This window comes from Streptomyces sp. NPDC091279 (assembly GCF_044757465.1).
GTDB lineage: Bacteria > Actinomycetota > Actinomycetes > Streptomycetales > Streptomycetaceae > Streptomyces.
Genome location: NZ_JBIVVA010000001.1, coordinates 416,122 through 433,251 on the forward strand (window position 1 = coordinate 416,122; position 17,130 = coordinate 433,251).

18 protein-coding genes and 1 pseudogene are annotated in these 17,130 nt (G+C 71.9%); 13 read left to right on the top strand and 6 right to left on the bottom strand.

The genetic code is table 11. The annotated features are described in order from the left end of the window. Positions 1–94: 94 nt before the first annotated feature. Positions 95–637: a DUF5134 domain-containing protein gene (locus tag ACIQOU_RS01690; RefSeq protein ID WP_401532975.1), complete on the bottom strand. Its 543-nt coding sequence runs from the start codon at positions 635–637 to the stop codon at positions 95–97. A gap of 175 nt (positions 638–812) precedes the next feature. Between ACIQOU_RS01690 and ACIQOU_RS01695 the strand changes: the two genes are divergently transcribed. The 3 genes from ACIQOU_RS01695 (at position 813) to ACIQOU_RS01705 (ending at position 3,660) form a co-directional block, all read left to right on the top strand. Further along, complete coding sequence (locus ACIQOU_RS01695) at positions 813–2,483, top strand: FUSC family protein (RefSeq protein WP_401532977.1); 1,671 nt, start codon at positions 813–815, stop codon at positions 2,481–2,483. Continuing rightward, positions 2,480–3,022 carry a MarR family winged helix-turn-helix transcriptional regulator gene (locus tag ACIQOU_RS01700; protein ID WP_401532978.1) on the top strand — a complete coding sequence of 181 codons (543 nt, stop codon included), beginning with the start codon at positions 2,480–2,482 and terminating at the stop codon, positions 3,020–3,022. Before ACIQOU_RS01695 ends, ACIQOU_RS01700 begins: the two co-directional genes overlap by 4 nt. A gap of 95 nt (positions 3,023–3,117) precedes the next feature. Further along, on the top strand, positions 3,118–3,660 hold the full coding sequence (locus ACIQOU_RS01705; protein WP_401532979.1) for a GNAT family N-acetyltransferase: 543 nt from the start codon (positions 3,118–3,120) through the stop codon (positions 3,658–3,660). Between the two features lie 3 nt (positions 3,661–3,663). Here the strand turns inward: ACIQOU_RS01705 and ACIQOU_RS01710 are convergent, their stop codons facing one another. Then, positions 3,664–4,347, bottom strand: coding sequence for a glycerophosphodiester phosphodiesterase (locus ACIQOU_RS01710; RefSeq protein WP_401532980.1), 684 nt, complete (start codon positions 4,345–4,347; stop codon positions 3,664–3,666). A 352-nt stretch (positions 4,348–4,699) separates the two neighbouring features. Between ACIQOU_RS01710 and ACIQOU_RS01715 the strand changes: the two genes are divergently transcribed. The 5 genes and pseudogenes from ACIQOU_RS01715 to ACIQOU_RS01735 form a co-directional block, all read left to right on the top strand. After that, positions 4,700–6,097, top strand: coding sequence for a DUF6421 family protein (locus tag ACIQOU_RS01715; RefSeq protein WP_401532981.1), 1,398 nt, complete (start codon positions 4,700–4,702; stop codon positions 6,095–6,097). A gap of 38 nt (positions 6,098–6,135) precedes the next feature. Continuing rightward, complete coding sequence (locus ACIQOU_RS01720; RefSeq protein ID WP_401532982.1) at positions 6,136–6,882, top strand: SDR family NAD(P)-dependent oxidoreductase; 747 nt, start codon at positions 6,136–6,138, stop codon at positions 6,880–6,882. Further along, a complete protein-coding gene (locus ACIQOU_RS01725; RefSeq protein ID WP_401532984.1) occupies positions 6,879–7,949 on the top strand; it encodes a threonine aldolase family protein in 1,071 nt (356 codons plus the stop codon). Before ACIQOU_RS01720 ends, ACIQOU_RS01725 begins: the two co-directional genes overlap by 4 nt. A gap of 78 nt (positions 7,950–8,027) precedes the next feature. Beyond that, positions 8,028–8,624 carry a transglutaminase domain-containing protein gene (locus tag ACIQOU_RS01730; protein WP_401532986.1) on the top strand — a complete coding sequence of 199 codons (597 nt, stop codon included), beginning with the start codon at positions 8,028–8,030 and terminating at the stop codon, positions 8,622–8,624. A 49-nt stretch (positions 8,625–8,673) separates the two neighbouring features. Continuing rightward, positions 8,674–8,873: pseudogene (locus ACIQOU_RS01735) on the top strand (phenylalanine--tRNA ligase beta subunit-related protein); the annotation flags it as partial. Positions 8,874–8,961: 88 nt separating this feature from the next. On the opposite strand, the gene ACIQOU_RS01740 reads toward ACIQOU_RS01735, so the two are convergent. Together ACIQOU_RS01740 and ACIQOU_RS01745 are read right to left on the bottom strand one after the other, a co-directional pair. Next, positions 8,962–9,690, bottom strand: coding sequence for a lysophospholipid acyltransferase family protein (locus ACIQOU_RS01740; protein ID WP_401532987.1), 729 nt, complete (start codon positions 9,688–9,690; stop codon positions 8,962–8,964). Between the two features lie 221 nt (positions 9,691–9,911). Next, complete coding sequence (locus ACIQOU_RS01745; RefSeq protein ID WP_401532988.1) at positions 9,912–10,328, bottom strand: DUF4395 domain-containing protein; 417 nt, start codon at positions 10,326–10,328, stop codon at positions 9,912–9,914. Between the two features lie 75 nt (positions 10,329–10,403). Here ACIQOU_RS01745 and ACIQOU_RS01750 point away from each other — a divergent pair, with 75 nt between their 5' ends. The 5 genes from ACIQOU_RS01750 to ACIQOU_RS01770 all read left to right on the top strand — a co-directional run bounded on the left by ACIQOU_RS01750 (position 10,404) and on the right by ACIQOU_RS01770 (position 15,079). Continuing rightward, positions 10,404–10,817 carry a TlpA family protein disulfide reductase gene (locus tag ACIQOU_RS01750; RefSeq protein ID WP_401532989.1) on the top strand — a complete coding sequence of 138 codons (414 nt, stop codon included), beginning with the start codon at positions 10,404–10,406 and terminating at the stop codon, positions 10,815–10,817. A 208-nt stretch (positions 10,818–11,025) separates the two neighbouring features. Next, a complete protein-coding gene (locus ACIQOU_RS01755; RefSeq protein WP_401532991.1) occupies positions 11,026–11,535 on the top strand; it encodes a flavin reductase family protein in 510 nt (169 codons plus the stop codon). Between the two features lie 258 nt (positions 11,536–11,793). After that, a complete protein-coding gene (locus ACIQOU_RS01760; RefSeq protein WP_401532992.1) occupies positions 11,794–12,582 on the top strand; it encodes an electron transfer flavoprotein subunit beta/FixA family protein in 789 nt (262 codons plus the stop codon). Between the two features lie 52 nt (positions 12,583–12,634). Next, a complete protein-coding gene (locus ACIQOU_RS01765) occupies positions 12,635–13,597 on the top strand; it encodes an electron transfer flavoprotein subunit alpha/FixB family protein (RefSeq protein ID WP_401532993.1) in 963 nt (320 codons plus the stop codon). Between the two features lie 183 nt (positions 13,598–13,780). Further along, complete coding sequence (locus tag ACIQOU_RS01770; RefSeq protein ID WP_401532994.1) at positions 13,781–15,079, top strand: DUF6986 family protein; 1,299 nt, start codon at positions 13,781–13,783, stop codon at positions 15,077–15,079. A 16-nt stretch (positions 15,080–15,095) separates the two neighbouring features. Here the strand turns inward: ACIQOU_RS01770 and ACIQOU_RS01775 are convergent, their stop codons facing one another. Then, entirely contained in the window at positions 15,096–15,872 is a 777-nt protein-coding gene (locus tag ACIQOU_RS01775; protein WP_401532996.1) for a hypothetical protein, read from the bottom strand. Positions 15,873–15,879: 7 nt separating this feature from the next. Further along, positions 15,880–16,929, bottom strand: a complete 1,050-nt coding sequence (locus tag ACIQOU_RS01780; RefSeq protein ID WP_401532998.1) for a LacI family DNA-binding transcriptional regulator — start codon at positions 16,927–16,929, stop codon at positions 15,880–15,882. Positions 16,930–17,130: the final 201 nt, after the last annotated feature.

Consider the following 17,130-nt stretch of genomic DNA (forward strand, 5'->3'; position numbering starts at 1 on the left):
GGCCCAGCCTATGGGGGTGCCGCCGCCCGGCACACGGCCCGTCGCGGCAAAGTGACGCAGGCAACGGCCCCGCGTGCGCCGCCCCGGCGCCGGGTCACACCGTCAGCAGCATCGCCACCATCGCGATCCCCATCGACAGCCGGCAGGCCCGCGCCAACTCCGGCCGGTCACCCCACCCGAGGCTCCCCGCGCCCGCCGTCACCGGCACCAGCCGGGCGCCGGACAGCAGCACGTATCCCACGAAGTAGAGGACCAACACCCCGGTCACCGGCGGGAGTCCGGACCCGGCGCCGTGTCCCGCGTGGTCGCCGGGGGAGACGGTCATCACGACCGCCATGTAGACCATGGCCGCCTCGCCGACCAGATGGTGCAGATGCCGCGTGCCCCGCCGCATCGCCCACAGGGCGCGCAGCGCGGCGGCCCCGAACACCGCCGCGTAGAGCGGCCAGGTCCACGGCGGCGGACTGAACACCGCGCTCGGCACGGCCATCGCGGCCATCCCGAACCCCATCAGCGCCTCGGCCCCCGCACTCCGGCGCTGTTCCTCGACCTCGCTGCGCATCCGCAGCAGACAGTAGGCCCCCGTGACCGCGCACAGCGCGACCAGCAGCCACCCGGGCGAAGCCGGTCCGTGCACACGCACCTCCCCGCTCGACGGTGTCGACAGTCGGTCGATGCCCACACCACGCGGCGCGCACGCCAGCGCAAGGAGGTACACGGGGAGCATCCGGCGGAGCGCGGCGGGTGAACGCGCCGGTCCACGCGCTCCCGCCGATATTGTTTACAGGTAAAACACTTGTTAAGGTGACGGGATGAGCAGTGCGACCCCCACCCCCGCCCCGCGCGTCCGGCGCCTCCCGCTGGCCGGAGTGCTGCGGCTCGGCAGACCCTCGGACATCTGGTACAAGTCCGCCTTCAGCGTGGTGGTCTCGGTCGCGCCGCCCAACCTCACCCTCCTCGCCCTGGGCCGCCTCGACCTCGCCCTCTACACGATGGCCGGTTCGCTGTGCGCCGTGTACGCCCACAGCCGCCCCTACGCCGCCCGCGCCCGCGTGCTGGCCCTGGTCGTCCTCGGCATGGTCGCCGGGCTCGCCGTCTCCCTGGTCACCGCCTCGCTCACCGGCAGCGCGATCGTCCTGGTCACCGTCGGCGCCCTGCTGGCGGCGGCCCAGAAGACGCTGTGCGACGCCACCCGGGTCGGCCCGCCCGGCCCCATCGTCCTCACCTTCATCAGCTCCGCCTCCCTGTTCGCCCCGCAGCGCCTCGACCAGGTCCCGGCCCACCTCGCCCTCGCCGTCGCGGCCGGCGGCTGGGCCTGGCTGGTCGGCATGGCGCCCTGGCTGCTGCGCCCGCACGGCCCCGAGCGCCGGGCCACCGCCCAGGCCCTGAACGCCGCCGCCGGGTACGCCGAGACCGGCCCCACCGGCGACGGCGCGGCCCGCGCCCGGGCCGCCGCGGCCGCCGCCGTGCAGGCCGCCTGGCAGTCGCTGCTCACCACCGGCGCCCCCTCCGCCCGCACCCGGCGCGCCCTGGAACGCCTCGTCGTACGCGCCGAGGTCGCCCTCGCCGCCCCCGCCGACACCGACCCGCAACGGCTGCGTGCCTTCGCCCGCGACCTGGTCGGCGCCGGACCCGTCCCGCGCACCGACACCCCCGAGGACGACGACGAGCTGCTCGGCGTCGAGGTCGAACTCGCCTCCCCGCCACCGCCGTTGTGGCAGCGTCTCGGCCCGCTCGCCCCCCTCGCCGTACGCACCGCGCTCGGCTGCGCGCTGGCCGGATACGCCTCGCTCGCCCTCGGGATCGGCCGCCCCTACTGGGCGCTGGTCACCGCCGCCTCCCTCTACCAGGCCAACGTCGCCCTCACCTGGAGCCGGGGCGTCCAGCGCGTCGTCGGCAACCTCGTCGGCGTCCTCCTCTTCGCCGCCCTCGCCCCGCTCGCCCACCTCGGCCCCGCCGCCGTCGTGCTGTGCTGCCTCGCCCTCAACTTCGGCGCCGAGGCGCTGATGACCCGCAACTACTGGCTCGGCAGCGTCTGTGTGACCCCGATGGCGCTGCTCATCACCGAGTTCGTGGGCGCCCAGGAGTCCGCCGCGCTCATCACCGAGCGCGTGGTGGACACCGTCGTCGGCGCCCTGGTCGGCTTCGTCGCCGCCGTCGCCGTCACCAACCGGCGCTCCCGCGACCGGGTCGAGGACGCCCTCGCCGCCGTCGAACGCGCCCGGGAACGCGCTGCCCGGCTGCTCGCCGCATCCGCGCCGCAGCCCGCCGCGCTGGAGTCCGCCCGCCGGGCCCTCGCCGCCTGCCTGGTCGACCTGCGGGCCACCGTCGAGGCCGCGTCCGGTGAATGGTGGGGGCGGGCCCTGCCGCACGAGCGGGTGATGTGGGCCGAGCGCGCCGGACACCGTACGCTCGCCGCGACCACCCGACGCCGGGCACGGCACCCGGACCACCGCACACGGACGGAAGGCGTACGACGATGACGGCACCCCGCCGGGAGAGGGCTACCTCGGCGCCCGTGGGCGACACCGTCTCCGCGGTGGTGCGGCAGTGGCAGGCCGTCCACCCCGGCCTCGACACCGCCCCGATGGAGATCATCGGCCGCGTCAACCGCTGCGCCGCCCTCCTCCAGCAGGCCGAGGACGCGCCGCTGCGCCGGGCGGGGCTCAGCCGGGCGGAGTTCGACCTGCTGGGCGCCCTGCGCCGCACCGGGCACGAACTGACCCCCGGCGAGCTGGCCCGCGAGACCTTCTCCTCCGGCGCCGCCGTCACCAAACGCCTCAAGCAGCTCACCGCGCGCGGTCTCGTCGAGCGCCGGGGTGACACCCGCGACCGCCGGGTGGCCCACCTCCGCCTCACCGACGCGGGCCGGGACCTGGTCGACGCCATCCTCCCCGACCAACTCGCCTACGAGACAGCGGTGTTGTCGGTACTCGCCCCCGAGGGCCAGGAGGAACTGGCGGGACTGCTCGGGGAGTTGCTCGGACGTCTCGAAGGCCGCCTGGGCGCGCTGCGCGTCTGACCTTCCGGCCCGGACCCGACCGGGCCGGACCCCAGAGCCCAACCCGCGCTACCCTCGGCCGTGTTCGCGCCGCAGCGCAGATCGGAGACCCGCCCATGGACACGGCCGCCCCCCACGCCCTCACCTTCCGCGATGCCGGGGACACCGACGTGCCCGCGCTGGTCGCGCTGATCGAGTCCGCGTACCGGGGCGACGCCAGCCGGGTCGGATGGACGACCGAGGCGGACATCCTGGACGGGCAGCGCACCGACCCCGACGGCGTCCGCGAGGTCATCACGGCATCGGACAGCCGGCTGCTCATGGTCGAGCGCGCGGGCCACGTCGTCGCCTGCTGCCAGCTCGAACACCGCGGCGACCACGCCTACTTCGGGATGTTCGCCGTCAGCCCCGCGCTCCAGGGCGCCGGTCTCGGCAGAGCCGTCCTCGCCGAGGCGGAACGCGTCGCCCGCGTCGACTGGGACGCCCGCGCGCTGCACATGACCGTGATCTCGGTCCGCGCCGACCTCATCGCCTGGTACGAACGGCGCGGCTACCGCCGCACAGGACGCACCAGCCCCTTCCCGTACGGCGACGAGCGCTTCGGCATTCCGCTCCGCCCCGACCTGCGGTTCGAGCTGCTGGTCAAGGAGTGGGGCTGAGCGTCACGCGGTGAACCGGCCGGTGCGCTTGATCTCCGGGTAGTCGGTGGTCGCGCCGTCCAGGCCCAGGGCCCGCACCAGACGCAGCTGGTCCTGCGTGTTCACCACCCAGCCGATGATCCGCAGATCCGCCGCCCGCGCCCGTTCCACGATCTCCAGCGTCAGCCGCCGGATGTTCAGACAGACCGTCGCCGCCCCTGCCTCCACGGCCCGGTCCACGATGTCGGGGCCGAACCGGCTGGCGATCAGCGCCGTGCGCACGCCCGGCACCAGACGGGCGATCTCGGCGACCGCCTCGTCATGGAACGACGACACCTCCACGCGGGGGACCAGCCTGCGCGCGCGGATCACCTCGGCCAGCGCCCGCGCCGCCGCCAGGTCCTTGATCTCGGCCTGCACCGGGGTCGGCACGGCGTCGAGGACCTCCTCGAAGACCGGGACGCGCTCGCCCCGCCCCGCGTCCAGGGCCCGCAGCTCGGCGAGGGTCTTCTCGGCGATCGCGCCGGTCCCGTCGGTCGTGCGGTCCACGTCCGTGTCGTGCATGACGACGAGGGCGCCGTCCTTGCTCAGATGCAGATCCAGTTCGATGGCGTCGAGACCGGCGTGCTGGGCGGCGACGAAGGAACGCAGGGTGTTCTCGGGCTCGACACCCATGACTCCGCGGTGACCGATGGTGAAGAAGTTCAAGGCTCGACTCACTTCCGTCGACGGCGGCTGAGGGGCTCGCGCGCACCGGGGCGGACGGCCGCGCGGGCAGAGCCGCAGCCTAATGGCCGCGCCCCGCGATGAACCCGCACGTGCCGTGTCCGCCCCTGCCCCGGTTCCCCGGAGCCACGCGTGGCGATCAGTGGCCTGTTTCGCGCACCGGGACCCGGGGTAGGCGGGCGCCGTCCATGTATCGGGCAAACGGGTTTCCGGCAGGAAAAAATTCGGTGAGAAGCGGGGGCTGGCAGGATAATTTCCTGGGGCTCCTCTTGCTGCGTGAAACCACGTACCTATACGGTCTTCTTACGCGACGTTCTCCTGTGGAGGGTGGGACATGACGGAAATTCTTGTGCGGGTGGGCGTGGAGGGGTCTGTTCCTCCCGTGACCAGGGTCGTCGAGCACCCGGCGTGGCCGGGGCTCAAGAACGCCGTGGAGCGGATTCGGCCATGGCAGTCCAAGGACGGATCGATCGACTTCGCCGCCGAGGGCGCCCCCGGGCGTGACGCGGCCGAGCGGGCCGTCGACGCGGTCGTCACCGCCGTCGAGGAGCTGTCCCCGCTGCTGGGGCACGACGCCGCCTACCACCGGGCGCTCGTCGCGGACCTGCGGGCCTGGGCCGACGGCGGGTTCGCGGTGCCGGACTTCCTCGACTCGCTGCTGGCCTTCCAGCCCGCCGCGCACCGCGAGGACGGCCTCCAGCACCTGGTCGTCTTCCCCATGTACACGCAGAACGGCAACCCGGACCGCAATCTGGAGGCGGTCGTGCTGCGCATGGTCTGGCCCGACTGGCTGGCCGAGCTGGAGCGCACCCGCTACGACAACCCCCTGTTCTGCGGGATCACCTTCGAGGACTTCACGGCCGGGTACGACACCAACTCCGCCGTCCTGTTCCCGGAGACCATCGCCGTGCGGGAAGCGCCGGAACGATTCTCCTGGGGCGGCATCTTCTGTGACCGCGAGGCCGCGCGTTTCCGCCGCGTCACCGAGGCCGCCGTCGGGATTCTCGGCGTCGAACTGCCCGAGGACGTCGCCGCGCTGGTCCACGACCAGAAGCGCTGCGAGGAGGCGTTCGTGCTCTGGGACATGGTCCACGACCGCACCCACAGCCACGGCGACCTGCCGTTCGACCCGTTCATGATCAAGCAGCGGCAGCCGTTCTGGATGTACGGCCTGGAGGAGCTGCGCTGCGACCTCACCGCCTTCCGGGAGGCCGTGAAGCTGGCGGACGAGGGCGTTCCGCAGGCTCGTGACGTGCAGTACGCCGTCCTGTTCGACCGGATGTTCCGCTTCCCCGTCACCGGCGAGCGGGTGCGCAACTACGACGGGCTCGGCGGCCAGCTGCTCTTCGCCTACCTGCACCGGCACGACGTCATCCGCTGGACGGACAACAAGCTGCACCTCGACTGGGAGCGCGCCCCGCAGGTCACCAACCAGCTCTGCGCCGAGATCGAGACCCTCTACCGCGACGGCATCGACCGCCCGAAGCTGGTCCACTGGTTCGCCGGGTACGAGCTGGTCGCCGGCTACCTCCCGCCGCACCCGGGCTCCCGCTGGGCCAAGGGGCCGGACGCCCTGGACCTGGACCTGCCGCCGCGCAAGCTGGTGGACGACGTGCTTCCGGACGAGTTTCCCCTGAGCATGTTCTATGAGGCACTCTCCAAGAAACTCAAGAACGTGATCGCCTCGACCCGGGGCATCCGGTCGGAGAACGCCGAGCAGGTCGCCGCGTGAGCGACCGCACCGGCCACAGTGCTCAGGAGGCGAAGCACATGGTGAACAGCCCTCTCAGCGGCGCGGTGATCGCGGTCGCCGGCGCCGGTGGACCCGCGGGCCGCGCGACCCTGATCCGGCTCGCGGAGGCCGGCGCGACCGTCGTCGCCGCCGACAACGACCCGGAACGGCTCGCCGAGGCGGTGGACGCGGCCCGGTACGCGGCGGGCGGCGCCACCGTCACCGGCGAACCCGTCGACCTGCTCGACCTCGACTCCACGCACGCGTGGGCCGCCCACATCGTCGAGGAGTTCGGCCGCGTCGACGGCCTGGTCCACCTCGTCGGCGGCTGGCGCGGCAGCGAGACCTTCACCAAGACCAGCCTCGACGACTGGGACTTCCTCGAACTGCTGCTCATCCGCACCGTGCAGCACACCTCCCTCGCCTTCCACGAGGCGCTCCAGGAGAGCGAGCGCGGCCGGTACGTCCTGATCAGCGCGTCCGGCGCCACCAAGCCCACCGCGGGCAACGCCGCCTACTCCGCCGCCAAGGCCGCCGCCGAGGCGTGGACGCTGGCCATGGGCGACTACTTCCGCAAGGCGGGCGGCGCCGGGGGACCGACCTCGGCGGCCACCATCCTCGTGGTGAAGGCGCTGGTCCACGAGGCGATGCGGGCCGAGCGGCCGCACGCGAAGTTCGCCGGCTTCACGGACGTCACGGACCTCGCCGAGGCCATCACCGACGTCTGGAACAAGTCCGCCGCCGAAGTGAACGGAAACCGTCTGTGGCTGACCGAGCAGCCGTGAACCCTCCCCGGACCGACGCCCGTCGTCACCACGACCCCGAGGTCCGGGGCTTCGCCAGCGACAACTACGCCGGTGCCCACCCCGAGGTGCTCGCCGCCCTCGCCCTCGCCAACGGCGGCCACCAGGTCGCCTACGGCGAGGACGACTACACCGGGCACCTCCAGAGCGTGATCCGCAGCCACTTCGGCGCCACCGCCGAGGCCTTCCCGGTCTTCAACGGCACCGGCGCCAACGTCGTCGCCCTCCAGGCGGTCACCGACCGCTGGGGCGCGGTGATCTGCGCGGAGAGCGCCCACATCCACGTCGACGAGGGCGGCGCCCCCGAGCGGATGGGCGGCCTCAAGCTGCTCACCGTGCCCACGCCCGACGGCAAGCTCACCCCCGAGCTGATCGACCGGCAGGCCTGGGGCTGGGACGACGAGCACCGGGCGATGCCCCAGGTCGTCTCGATCACCCAGAGCACCGAACTCGGCACCCTCTACACGCCGGACGAGATCCGCGCGATCTGCGACCACGCCCACGCCCACGGCATGCGCGTCCACCTCGACGGCTCCCGCATAGCCAACGCCGCCGCCTCCCTGGACGTCCCCCTGCGGACGTTCACCAACGCGGTCGGCGTCGACATCCTGTCGCTGGGCGGCACGAAGAACGGCGCGGTGTTCGGCGAGGCGGTCGTCGTCATCGAGCAGGACGCCGTGCGCCACATGAAGCATCTGCGCAAGCTCTCCATGCAGCTCGCCTCCAAGATGCGCTTCGTCTCGGTGCAGTTGGAGGCGCTGCTCGCCAAGGACCTGTGGCTGCGCAACGCCCGCCACGCCAACGAGATGGCCCAGCGGCTCGCCGAGGGCGTCCGTGCCGTGCACGGCGTCGAGATCCTCTACCCGGTCCAGGCCAACGGCGTGTTCGCGCGGCTCCCGCACGACGTGAGCGAGCGCCTGCAACAGCGGTTCCGGTTCTACTTCTGGGACGAGGCCGACGGAGTGGTGCGCTGGATGTGCGCATTCGACACCACCGAGGACGACGTGGACGCGTTCGTGACCGCCGTCAAGGAGGAGATGGCACGGTAGCCGACAGCCCTGCATAGATATGCGCCCACCTGAAAAGTCATTGACTCTTGGGTGGGTGCATTTCTATGCTCTGCGCTCATGCAGCTGATCCAGAAGAGCCCCGACCTGTCCGCCTACCTGGGCGCTGACGAGGTCATCGACCATCACCACCCGGTGGTGCGGCGGACGGCGGCGCGACTGGCCGCCGAGGTGGCCGACTCGTATGCCTATGCACAGGCCGCCTACGAGTTCGTCCGCGACACCATCCCGCACTCCCATGACTCCGGGGACCTGCGCGTCACCTGGCGCGCCTCCGACGTACTCACCCGGGGGACCGGGATCTGCCACGCCAAGGCGCACGCCCTCGCCGCCCTGCTGCGCGCCGAGGACATCCCCACCGGGTTCTGCTACCAACGGCTGCGCCACGACGACGGCTCGGGTCACGTCGTCCACGGCCTGATCGCCGTCCGCTTCCACGGCGCCTGGCACCGCCAGGACCCCCGGGGCAACAAACCGGGCGTGAACGCCCAATTCTCCCTCCATGGCGAACAGTTGGCCTTTGTCCCTGATGGGGCGTCAGGTGAAGGAGGGGAATATCCAGATCTCTACGACGGTCCACACCCGGCCGTTCTCGCCGCCCTCCGAGCGGCTCCCGACCGGCTGCGCCTCTGGACGTCACTCCCCACCGCACTCTGAGCGGACTCCGCAACGGCTCCAGCACCGGGGGGAGTTCGGCTGCTCGACGAAGCGGGTGCTGGCGGAGGCCGGACTGCCCCGCGTCAATCTGCTGGTCGACCTCTATAACGCCGTCAACGTCGCCCATCTGAGGACCTGGACCGGCTCCAGGGCGGCATGCGCCTCGAACGGGCCGCCGGGGGCGAGGAGTTCGTGACGTCGGCGGGCGGCGAGGAACGGGCCGAGCCCGCCGCCGCAGGGGAGGTCGTACGGTGACAGGGAGGCGGCCGGCGGTGAACTGGCCATGCTGCTGGAGATGCGTGCCGCGCAGCCCGTGCGCTGATCCGCCCGGCCGGGGTCAGCGGGACTCGGACGCCCGGACCTCTTCCGGGGTCGGCGCCGTGCCGCCGAGGTGGGCCGGCATCCACCACGTGTCGCTCGCGTCCTTCGGGCGCACCGGGTAGGCGCGCTGGGCGGCCTCAAGCAGTTCCTGCACCCGGTCGCGCATCTGCCGGGTGATGGCCCCCGCGTACTTGTCGCGGGACGCCTCGATCGCCTCGCCCACCCGGATCGTGATCGGGGTGTGGCTGCGCTTGAAGTTGCGCGGGTGACCCTTGGTCCACAGCCGCTGCGTGCCCCACAGGGCCATCGGGATCAGCGGAACCCCCGCCTCCTGCGCCATCCGGGCCGCACCCGACTTGAAGCTCTTCAAGGTGAACGACGGTGAGATCGTCGCCTCCGGGAACACCCCGACGATCTCACCGGAACGCAGCGACTCCAGGGCGTGCGCGTACGCCGTCTCGCCCTGCTTGCGGTCCACCGGGATGTGCTTCATGCCGCGCATCAGGGGCCCGGAGACCTTGTGGCGGAAAACGGACTCCTTCGCCATGAAACGAACGAGACGTTTCTGCGGAAGCGCCGCCATGCCGTCGAAGATGAAGTCCAGGTAGCTGATGTGATTGCTCACCAGCACGGCGCCGCCCTCGCGCGGAATGTTCTCCGACCCCTGGCAGTCGATCTTCAGGTCCCACGCCTTGAACAGCGTGCGCGCGAGACCGATGACGGGACGGTAGACAAGCTCTGCCATGGACGGGGTGGGCCCTTCGTGCTCAGCCTGGGAAGGGATCTCCCGGCGTGAAGTTACGGAGCCGTAGGTATTACGGCTTGTCGCAGATCGTGCCCCAAGAACGTCCCGGTAGCCAGTCCAAGTTCCGGGGAAGCGCGAGATCCTTGTCACGTCCCCGCAGGTGATCCACCTCGCGGTTTTGATCGTCTTTTACCCGAGCACCTCCCGCGCACGAGGGCGCCTCAGCGGGCGCCCGCGCTCACCCGCCTCACCAGCAGATAGGTCTCGCACCCCAGGCAGTACCCGAACGCCGAGTTCAGGAAGGCCGCCGCGAGCGCGAGCCCCGTCGCCGCCATCCCCAGCCACTGCGGGCCGAGCCCGTACCCGAGCAGGCCCACCGCGGCGAACACCAGCCCCACCCCCTGCGCGAACCGCGGCGGCTCGGGCGCCTCGAACGCACGCGGCGGCCCGAGCCGCGGCCGTATCGCCCGGCGGAACAGCCAGCCGTACGGCGAGCGGGCCACCCCGCCCGCCGCGCCCAGCGCGAACGCCAGCGTCTGCCAGGCCAGCAGCCACGCGCTGCCGGTGATCAGCACGGCCGCCAGCACGACGGTGGTCACGGCCGCGCCGAACCGGGGGCCTCGTTCATCGATGTCCATGAATCAAGCATTCCGCACCGGACGGGATCACGGAGACCGGGAATCTTTTCGGTCTCGTGAACGCTTCAGGTCGGTGTGACCGGACTGGTGGTGTGCCTGGCGGTGCTCGTGGCGGCGGGCGCCTACGGCATCGTGCGACAACGACGGAGCGGGAGAGTGCGGGTGCGCGGGCGGGACGACGGAAAGCGGCTGGACGCGGCCGAGTTGGGCGGCGCCCTCGGTGAACGGGCCACGCTGGTGCAGTTCTCCAGCGCCTTCTGCGCCCCCTGCCGGGCGACCCGACGGGTCCTTGGCGAGGTCGCCGGCATGGTCCCCGGCGTCACCCACGTCGAGATCGACGCGGAGGACCATCTCGACCTCGTGCGCCGCCTCGACATCCTCAAGACACCGACCGTGCTGGTCCTGGACGCCGACGGCCGGGTCGTGCGCCGCGCCACCGGCCAGCCGCGCCGGGCCGACGTCATCGCCGCGCTGGGGGAGGCGGTTTGAGGCGTGTGTCCGCCGAGGTGAGGCATCTCCCAGATGTCGGAACGCACTTGACTGCACCGACCACCTATCGTCAACCTGACCGTATGCCACCGGAACTCCTTCTCCACAGGCGAGTCCACGTCGATCTGGCGCGCACCGCGAGCGCGCGCTGTCCGGGCCGTTGAGCAACGACGGCCCCGTACGCATCGACTCGCAGAAGGACCACTCCATGACGGCCTCGCCCGATCTCACCGCCGCGTCGCTCGCCTCGCCCGACCTGCTGCGCTCCGTCTTCCGCCGGCACGCGGCGGGGGTCGCCGTGATCACCGCCCGCGCCGAGTCGGGCCCGGTCGGCTTCACCGCCACCTCCCTCAGCTCCGTCTCCGCCGAGCCCCCGATGCTCTCCTTCGGCGTCGCCACCGGCGCCTCCAGCTGGCCCGCGATAGCCGCGACCGACCACATAGGCGTCCATCTGCTCGGCGAGCACCAGCACGAACTGGCGGCCACCTTCGCCCGCAGCGGCGCCGACCGGTTCGGGTCGCCCACCGTCTGGCGCGAGGGCCCCGAGGGCGTCCCGGTCCTGGACGGCGTCCAGGCGTGGCTGGTCTGCCGGATCGTCGGCCGGGTCCCGGCGGGGGACCACCGCATCGTGCTGGCCCAGGTGCTGTCCGGCGTCGCCGACGGCCCCGGCCGCCCGCTCCTGTACCACCAGGGCCGTTTCAACGGCCTCCGCGACTGACGGTGTGAGCGGTTTCCGGCCTGGGAAGGCGACCCTTACCCGAGGCCCCCTCCCCGGTTCGGCACATCGGTCGAGTTCCGATTACGCTGCGTTGCAAAGGTCACAGTTCAAAGCGCTTGCTTAGCGGGCAGGAACTGGTTGTACTGGTGAGTAATATTTCGGTCGGAGCGCAGGTCGCCCCGGCCGGGATGGGCCGCTTGGGGCGCCTATGCTGCTGCAAGAGGCAGCCGTAAATGACGATGCAGTAGGAGAGCCGGCGTGAGCTTGAGGATCGTTGTCACTGTGAAGTACGTGCCCGACGCCACTGGCGACCGGCACTTCGCCGATGACCTGACCGTGGACCGGGACGACGTGGACGGTCTGCTCTCCGAACTGGACGAGTACGCGGTCGAGCAGGCGCTGCTGATCTCGGAGAATTCGGACGACGACGTCGAGGTCACCGTTCTCACCGTGGGCCCCGAGGACGCCAAGGACGCGCTGCGCAAGGCGCTGTCGATGGGCGCCGACAAGGCGATCCACGTCGAGGACGACGATCTGCACGGCACCGACGTCATCGGCACCTCGCTGGTGCTGGCGAAGGCCATCGAGAAGGCCGGCTACGACCTGGTGATCTCCGGCATGGCCTCCACCGACGGCACCGCCGGTGTCGTTCCGGCGCTGCTCGCGGAGCGTCTGGGCGTCCCGCAGGTCACGCTGCTGTCCGAGGTCTCGGTCGAGGACGGCACCGTCAAGGGCCGCCGGGACGGCGACGCCGCCTCCGAGCAGCTGGAGGCCTCCCTGCCGGCGGTCGTGTCCGTCACCGACCAGTCGGGCGAGGCGCGTTACCCGTCCTTCAAGGGCATCATGGCCGCCAAGAAGAAGCCGGTCGAGGCCTGGGATCTGTCGGACCTGGACATCGACGCCGACGAGGTCGGCCTCGACGGCGCCTGGACCACGGTCGACACCGCGGACGCGCGTCCGGCCCGGACCGCGGGCACGATCGTCAAGGACGAGGGCGAGGGCGGCAAGCAGCTCGCCGAGTTCCTCGCGAGCCAGAAGTTCGTCTGAGGCCCGCACCCGCCGACCGCCCCTCACCCTCGTTTCGCAGGAGAGCAATCCCATGGCTGAAGTTCTCGTCTACGTCGACCACGTGGACGGTGCCGTCCGCAAGCCCACCCTGGAGCTGCTGACGCTGGCCCGCCGCCTCGGCGAGCCCGTCGCCGTCGCGCTGGGCGCGGGCGCCGCCGACACCGCCGCCGTCCTCGCCGAGCACGGCGCCGTCAAGGTGCTGACCGACGACGCCTCCGAGTACGCCGACTACCTGGTCGTCCCGAAGGTCGACGCCCTCCAGGCCGCCGTCGCGTCGGTCTCCCCGGCCGCCGTCCTGGTGTCGTCCTCCGCCGAGGGCAAGGAGATCGCCGCCCGCCTGGCGCTGCGCATCGGCTCCGGCATCATCACCGACGCCGTCGACCTGGAGGCCGGCGCCGAAGGGCCCGTCGTCACCCAGTCGGTGTTCGCCGCGTCGTTCACCACCACGTCCCGTGTCTCCAAGGGCACTCCGGTCATCACGGTCAAGCCGAACAGCGCCGCCGTGGAGGCCGCTCCGGCCGCCGGTGCCGTCGAGGCCCTGACCGTCTCCTTCTCGGAGCAGGCCACCGGCACCAAGGTCACCGGCCGCACCCCGCGCGAGTCGACGGGCCGCCCGGAGCTGACCGAGGCCGCGATCGTGGTCTCCGGCGGCCGTGGTGTCAACGGCGCCGAGAACTTCGCGATCATCGAGGCGCTCGCCGACTCCCTCGGCGCGGCCGTCGGCGCCTCGCGTGCCGCCGTCGACGCGGGCTGGTACCCGCACACCAACCAGGTCGGCCAGACCGGCAAGTCGGTCTCGCCGCAGCTCTACATCGCCAACGGCATCTCCGGCGCCATCCAGCACCGGGCCGGCATGCAGACCTCGAAGACGATCGTCGCCGTCAACAAGGACGCCGAGGCCCCGATCTTCGACCTGGTCGACTACGGCGTCGTCGGCGACCTCTTCGACGTCGTCCCGCAGCTCACCGAGGAGATCAACGCCCGCAAGGGCTGATCGTCCGCCGGACGGCCGAGGCCCCCGCGACCCGCGTGGTCACGGGGGCCTCGGCCTGTCCCCGCTCACCGGCGTGATGGAGTGTCCGGGTGCGGACGGGTGTTGACCTTCGGGAAGCGGCCCGGATAGCTTCGCTCAACGGATTGTTGATTCCGTACTGCGGAAGAATATGGAGGGTGTGGGATGGGGCAGCAGGAGAAGGTGGCGACCAGCCTCGCGGGCGCGGTCAGCGAGGAGATCAGCGCCTCCCTCGCGCCGGTCGACGCCGAACTGAAGCGCCGCTACCCCGGCGACCCCGGCACCCGCCAGCCCGTCCACACGGTGTACGTACCCGGCGACGTCTTCGCCGCCGACACCGTCCGCTCCTGGGGCGACCGGGCCCTCGCGGCCCTCGACCAACACGCCCCGGACGCCGCCTCGTTCGCCGCCGTCCTCGGACTCTCCGACGAACTCGCCGCTCCCGTGCACGACCGGGTCCGCGCCAAGCTGGAGCGCGAGCCGATCGAGGACCTGCGCGTCGACTTCGAGGACGGCTACGGAGCGCGCCCGGACGCCGAGGAGGACGAGGCCGCCGCCCGCGCCGCCCGGATCATCGCCGAGGCCTGTGCGAACGGCACCGCCGCCCCCTACCTGGGCATCCGCATGAAGTGCCTGGAGGCGCCGGTGCGGGACCGGGGCATCCGCACCCTCGACATCTTCCTCACCGGCCTCCTGGAAGCCGGCGGCCTGCCCGACGGACTCGTGCTGACCCTGCCCAAGGTGACCTACCCGGAGCAGGTCACCGCCATGGTCCGGCTGCTGTCGGCCTTCGAGGAGACGCGCGGCCTTCAGCCCGGCCGGATCGGCTTCGAGATCCAGATCGAGACCAGCCAGTCCATCCTCGCCACCGACGGCACCGCCACCGTCGCCCGGATGATCCAGGCCGCCGACGGCCGCGCCACCGGCCTGCACTACGGCACCTTCGACTACAGCGCCTGCCTCGGCGTCTCCGCCGCCCACCAGGCCAGCGACCACCCCGCCGCCGACCACGCCAAGGCGGTCATGCAGGTCGCCGCCGCCGGCACCGGCGTCCGGATCAGCGACGGCTCCACCAACGTCCTGCCCGTCGGCCCCACCGCGAAGGTCCACGACGCCTGGCGGCTGCACTACGGCCTCACCCGCCGCGCCCTCGCCCGCGCCTACTACCAGGGCTGGGACATGCACCCCGGTCACATCCCGACCCGGTACGCGGCCGTCTTCGCCTTCTACCGCGAGGGCTTCGAACAGGCGGCGGGCCGCCTCACCCGGTACGTGAACCGGGCCGGCGGCGACGTCATGGACGAACCCGCCACCGCCAAGGCCCTCAGCGGCTATCTGCTGCGCGGCCTGGACTGCGGCGCCCTCGACATCGCCGAGGTGGCCCGCGCGACCGGCCTCACCCGGGCCGACCTGGAGGCCCTCGGAACCCCGAGGCGCGCCGACCTGACGGTGTCCGCGCCCTGAACCGACCTCGGCGATGTCAGGAGTGCGGGAGCGAACTCCCGTACTCCTGGGCCTCGGTGAACGTCTCCAGACCGGACGCGGTGACGAGCCCCTCCGCCGCGAACAGACGCGTCCCCGCGTCGCACCGCGCGTTCTCCGCCCGCGCCCGCGCGGAGAACTCCTCGGGCGTGGACCCGAACAGCAGCCTCAACGCCGTTGACTCCCGCAGCAGTTGGGTCAGCAGGGCGCGCTGGTCGCGCGGGTGCGGCCGGGGCGTGCCCGTACCGTCGTGCAGCACCCCACGCCGGTTGACGTACCCGAACACCCCCGGCAGCACCGTGCCGTCCGCCAGCTCGACCGGTACCTCGGACGCGGGCAGCCACAGGCGCCGGTAGTTGCCGTCCGGCGCGGGCACGCCCTCGCTGGCATCGACCACCGCGAGCTGCTCGGCGTCCAGCCACGTCACGAACAACTCCCGTACCGTGCCCGGCGACACGACGGGCGCCGCGGACATGTACCCGAGATGGCTGACGTGCGCGGAGACGCCCACCTCGATACCCCGCACCCGGACCCGGACCAGCGGAACGGGCGAGGTGATCGAGAACTCCGCCATCTTGTGCCGGAGTTGGGCGGGACACGCGTTGGAGCCGACCGCGAGCACCGGGACGCGGTCCGCGAACGTGAGCCGGTCCAGGGGCAACAGCCGGTCGCCGTCGAGGAGTCCGGAGTCGGCGGGCCACACCCCCGGGTAGCTCAGGGGGTGTTCGCGAGGCGCCTCGGCCAGGCCCAGCGCCTCCAGGGTGCGGTCCGTCATGAACTCCTCAGTTCGCCGGGGGCAGTTCGCCCGAGCCGCGGGTGATCAGCCGGGTCGGGATCTCGATACGCTCCGGGGCGAGGAGGGTGCCGTCCAGCTGGCGGAAGAGGCGTTCGGCGGCGGTACGGCCGATGGTCGCCGAGTCCTGGGCGACGACGGTGACGCCCGGCTGGAGCAGATCGGCCAGCTCGATGTCGTCGAAACCGACCAGGGCGACCGGACGGGCCCGCTCGGCGATGACCCGGATGGCGGTGACGGTGACCCGGTTGTTCCCGGCGAAGACGGCGGTCACCGGGTCGGGTCCCGACAGCATCTCCACGGCCGCCCGGCGCACCCGCTGCGGGTCCGTGACGCCCAGCGACATCCAGGCGTCCTCGACCGTGATCCCGGCGTCGTCCATGGCCGCACGGTAACCCCGCAGCCGTTCGGCGGCGGTGTGGATGCGGGGCATGTCGCCGATGAAACCGATCCGGCGGTGACCGTGCGCGATGAGGTGGGCGACGCCGTCCCGGGCACCGCCGTAGTTGTCGGACAGCACCACGTCCGCGTCGATCTTCCCGGCCGGACGGTCGACGAACACCGTCGCGACGCCCGCCCTCAATTCCGGTTCCAGATACCGGTGATCGTCACCGGCGGGGATGATCACCAGACCGTCCACCCGGCGCGCGCACAGCGCCAACGCCAACTCCTGCTCACGGTCCGGGTCTTCGGCGCTCGACCCGTTGATCAGCAGCGCCCCGTGGGCCCGCGCCACCTCCTCGATCGCGCGGCTGAGCTGGCCGTAGAACGGGTCGCCGAGGTCCTCAAGCACCAGGCCGATACTGGCGGTTCGGCCCTTGCGCAGGACGCGCGCGCTGTCGTTGCGGCGAAAGCCCAGCGCGTCGATCGCCTCCTGCACCCGGCGCTCGGTGTCCGGGGTGACGCCCGGCTCGCTGTTCACCACCCGGGAGACGGTCTTGAGGCCCACTCCGGCGCGCGCGGCGACGTCCTTCATGGTCGGCCGGTTGCCGTAGCGGTGGGTGGGAGGGCCTGCGGGGCGGCGGCCGGTCTCGGGCACGATGCGCTGTCCTTGCCTCTCTCGGTTCCGCCACGGTCCTGTCTCGTCCACAGGGGTGCGCCGGACCATAGGGTTGTATGAGGATGTGGCGTCGAGCATAGAGCCTGGACAACGTTGTCATATACACGAGAGACTGTCCATCGCGAACTCCGGCCTGCGACCCCACCGTCAGACCGGCCGCTTCCCTCCCGTCACCGACGG

Bases quoted from the DNA above. Each gene is read 5' to 3' on its own strand.
- ACIQOU_RS01695 (WP_401532977.1), top strand. From the start codon at position 813: ATGAGCAGTGCGACCCCCACCCCCGCCCCGCGCGTCCGGCGCCTCCCG.
- ACIQOU_RS01700 (WP_401532978.1), top strand. From the start codon at position 2,480: ATGACGGCACCCCGCCGGGAGAGGGCTACCTCGGCGCCCGTGGGCGAC.
- ACIQOU_RS01705 (WP_401532979.1), top strand. From the start codon at position 3,118: ATGGACACGGCCGCCCCCCACGCCCTCACCTTCCGCGATGCCGGGGAC.
- ACIQOU_RS01715 (WP_401532981.1), top strand. From the start codon at position 4,700: ATGACGGAAATTCTTGTGCGGGTGGGCGTGGAGGGGTCTGTTCCTCCC.
- ACIQOU_RS01720 (WP_401532982.1), top strand. From the start codon at position 6,136: ATGGTGAACAGCCCTCTCAGCGGCGCGGTGATCGCGGTCGCCGGCGCC.
- ACIQOU_RS01730 (WP_401532986.1), top strand. From the start codon at position 8,028: ATGCAGCTGATCCAGAAGAGCCCCGACCTGTCCGCCTACCTGGGCGCT.
- ACIQOU_RS01740 (WP_401532987.1), bottom strand. From the start codon at position 9,690: ATGGCAGAGCTTGTCTACCGTCCCGTCATCGGTCTCGCGCGCACGCTG.
- ACIQOU_RS01745 (WP_401532988.1), bottom strand. From the start codon at position 10,328: ATGGACATCGATGAACGAGGCCCCCGGTTCGGCGCGGCCGTGACCACC.
- ACIQOU_RS01755 (WP_401532991.1), top strand. From the start codon at position 11,026: ATGACGGCCTCGCCCGATCTCACCGCCGCGTCGCTCGCCTCGCCCGAC.
- ACIQOU_RS01765 (WP_401532993.1), top strand. From the start codon at position 12,635: ATGGCTGAAGTTCTCGTCTACGTCGACCACGTGGACGGTGCCGTCCGC.
- ACIQOU_RS01770 (WP_401532994.1), top strand. From the start codon at position 13,781: ATGGGGCAGCAGGAGAAGGTGGCGACCAGCCTCGCGGGCGCGGTCAGC.
- ACIQOU_RS01775 (WP_401532996.1), bottom strand. From the start codon at position 15,872: ATGACGGACCGCACCCTGGAGGCGCTGGGCCTGGCCGAGGCGCCTCGC.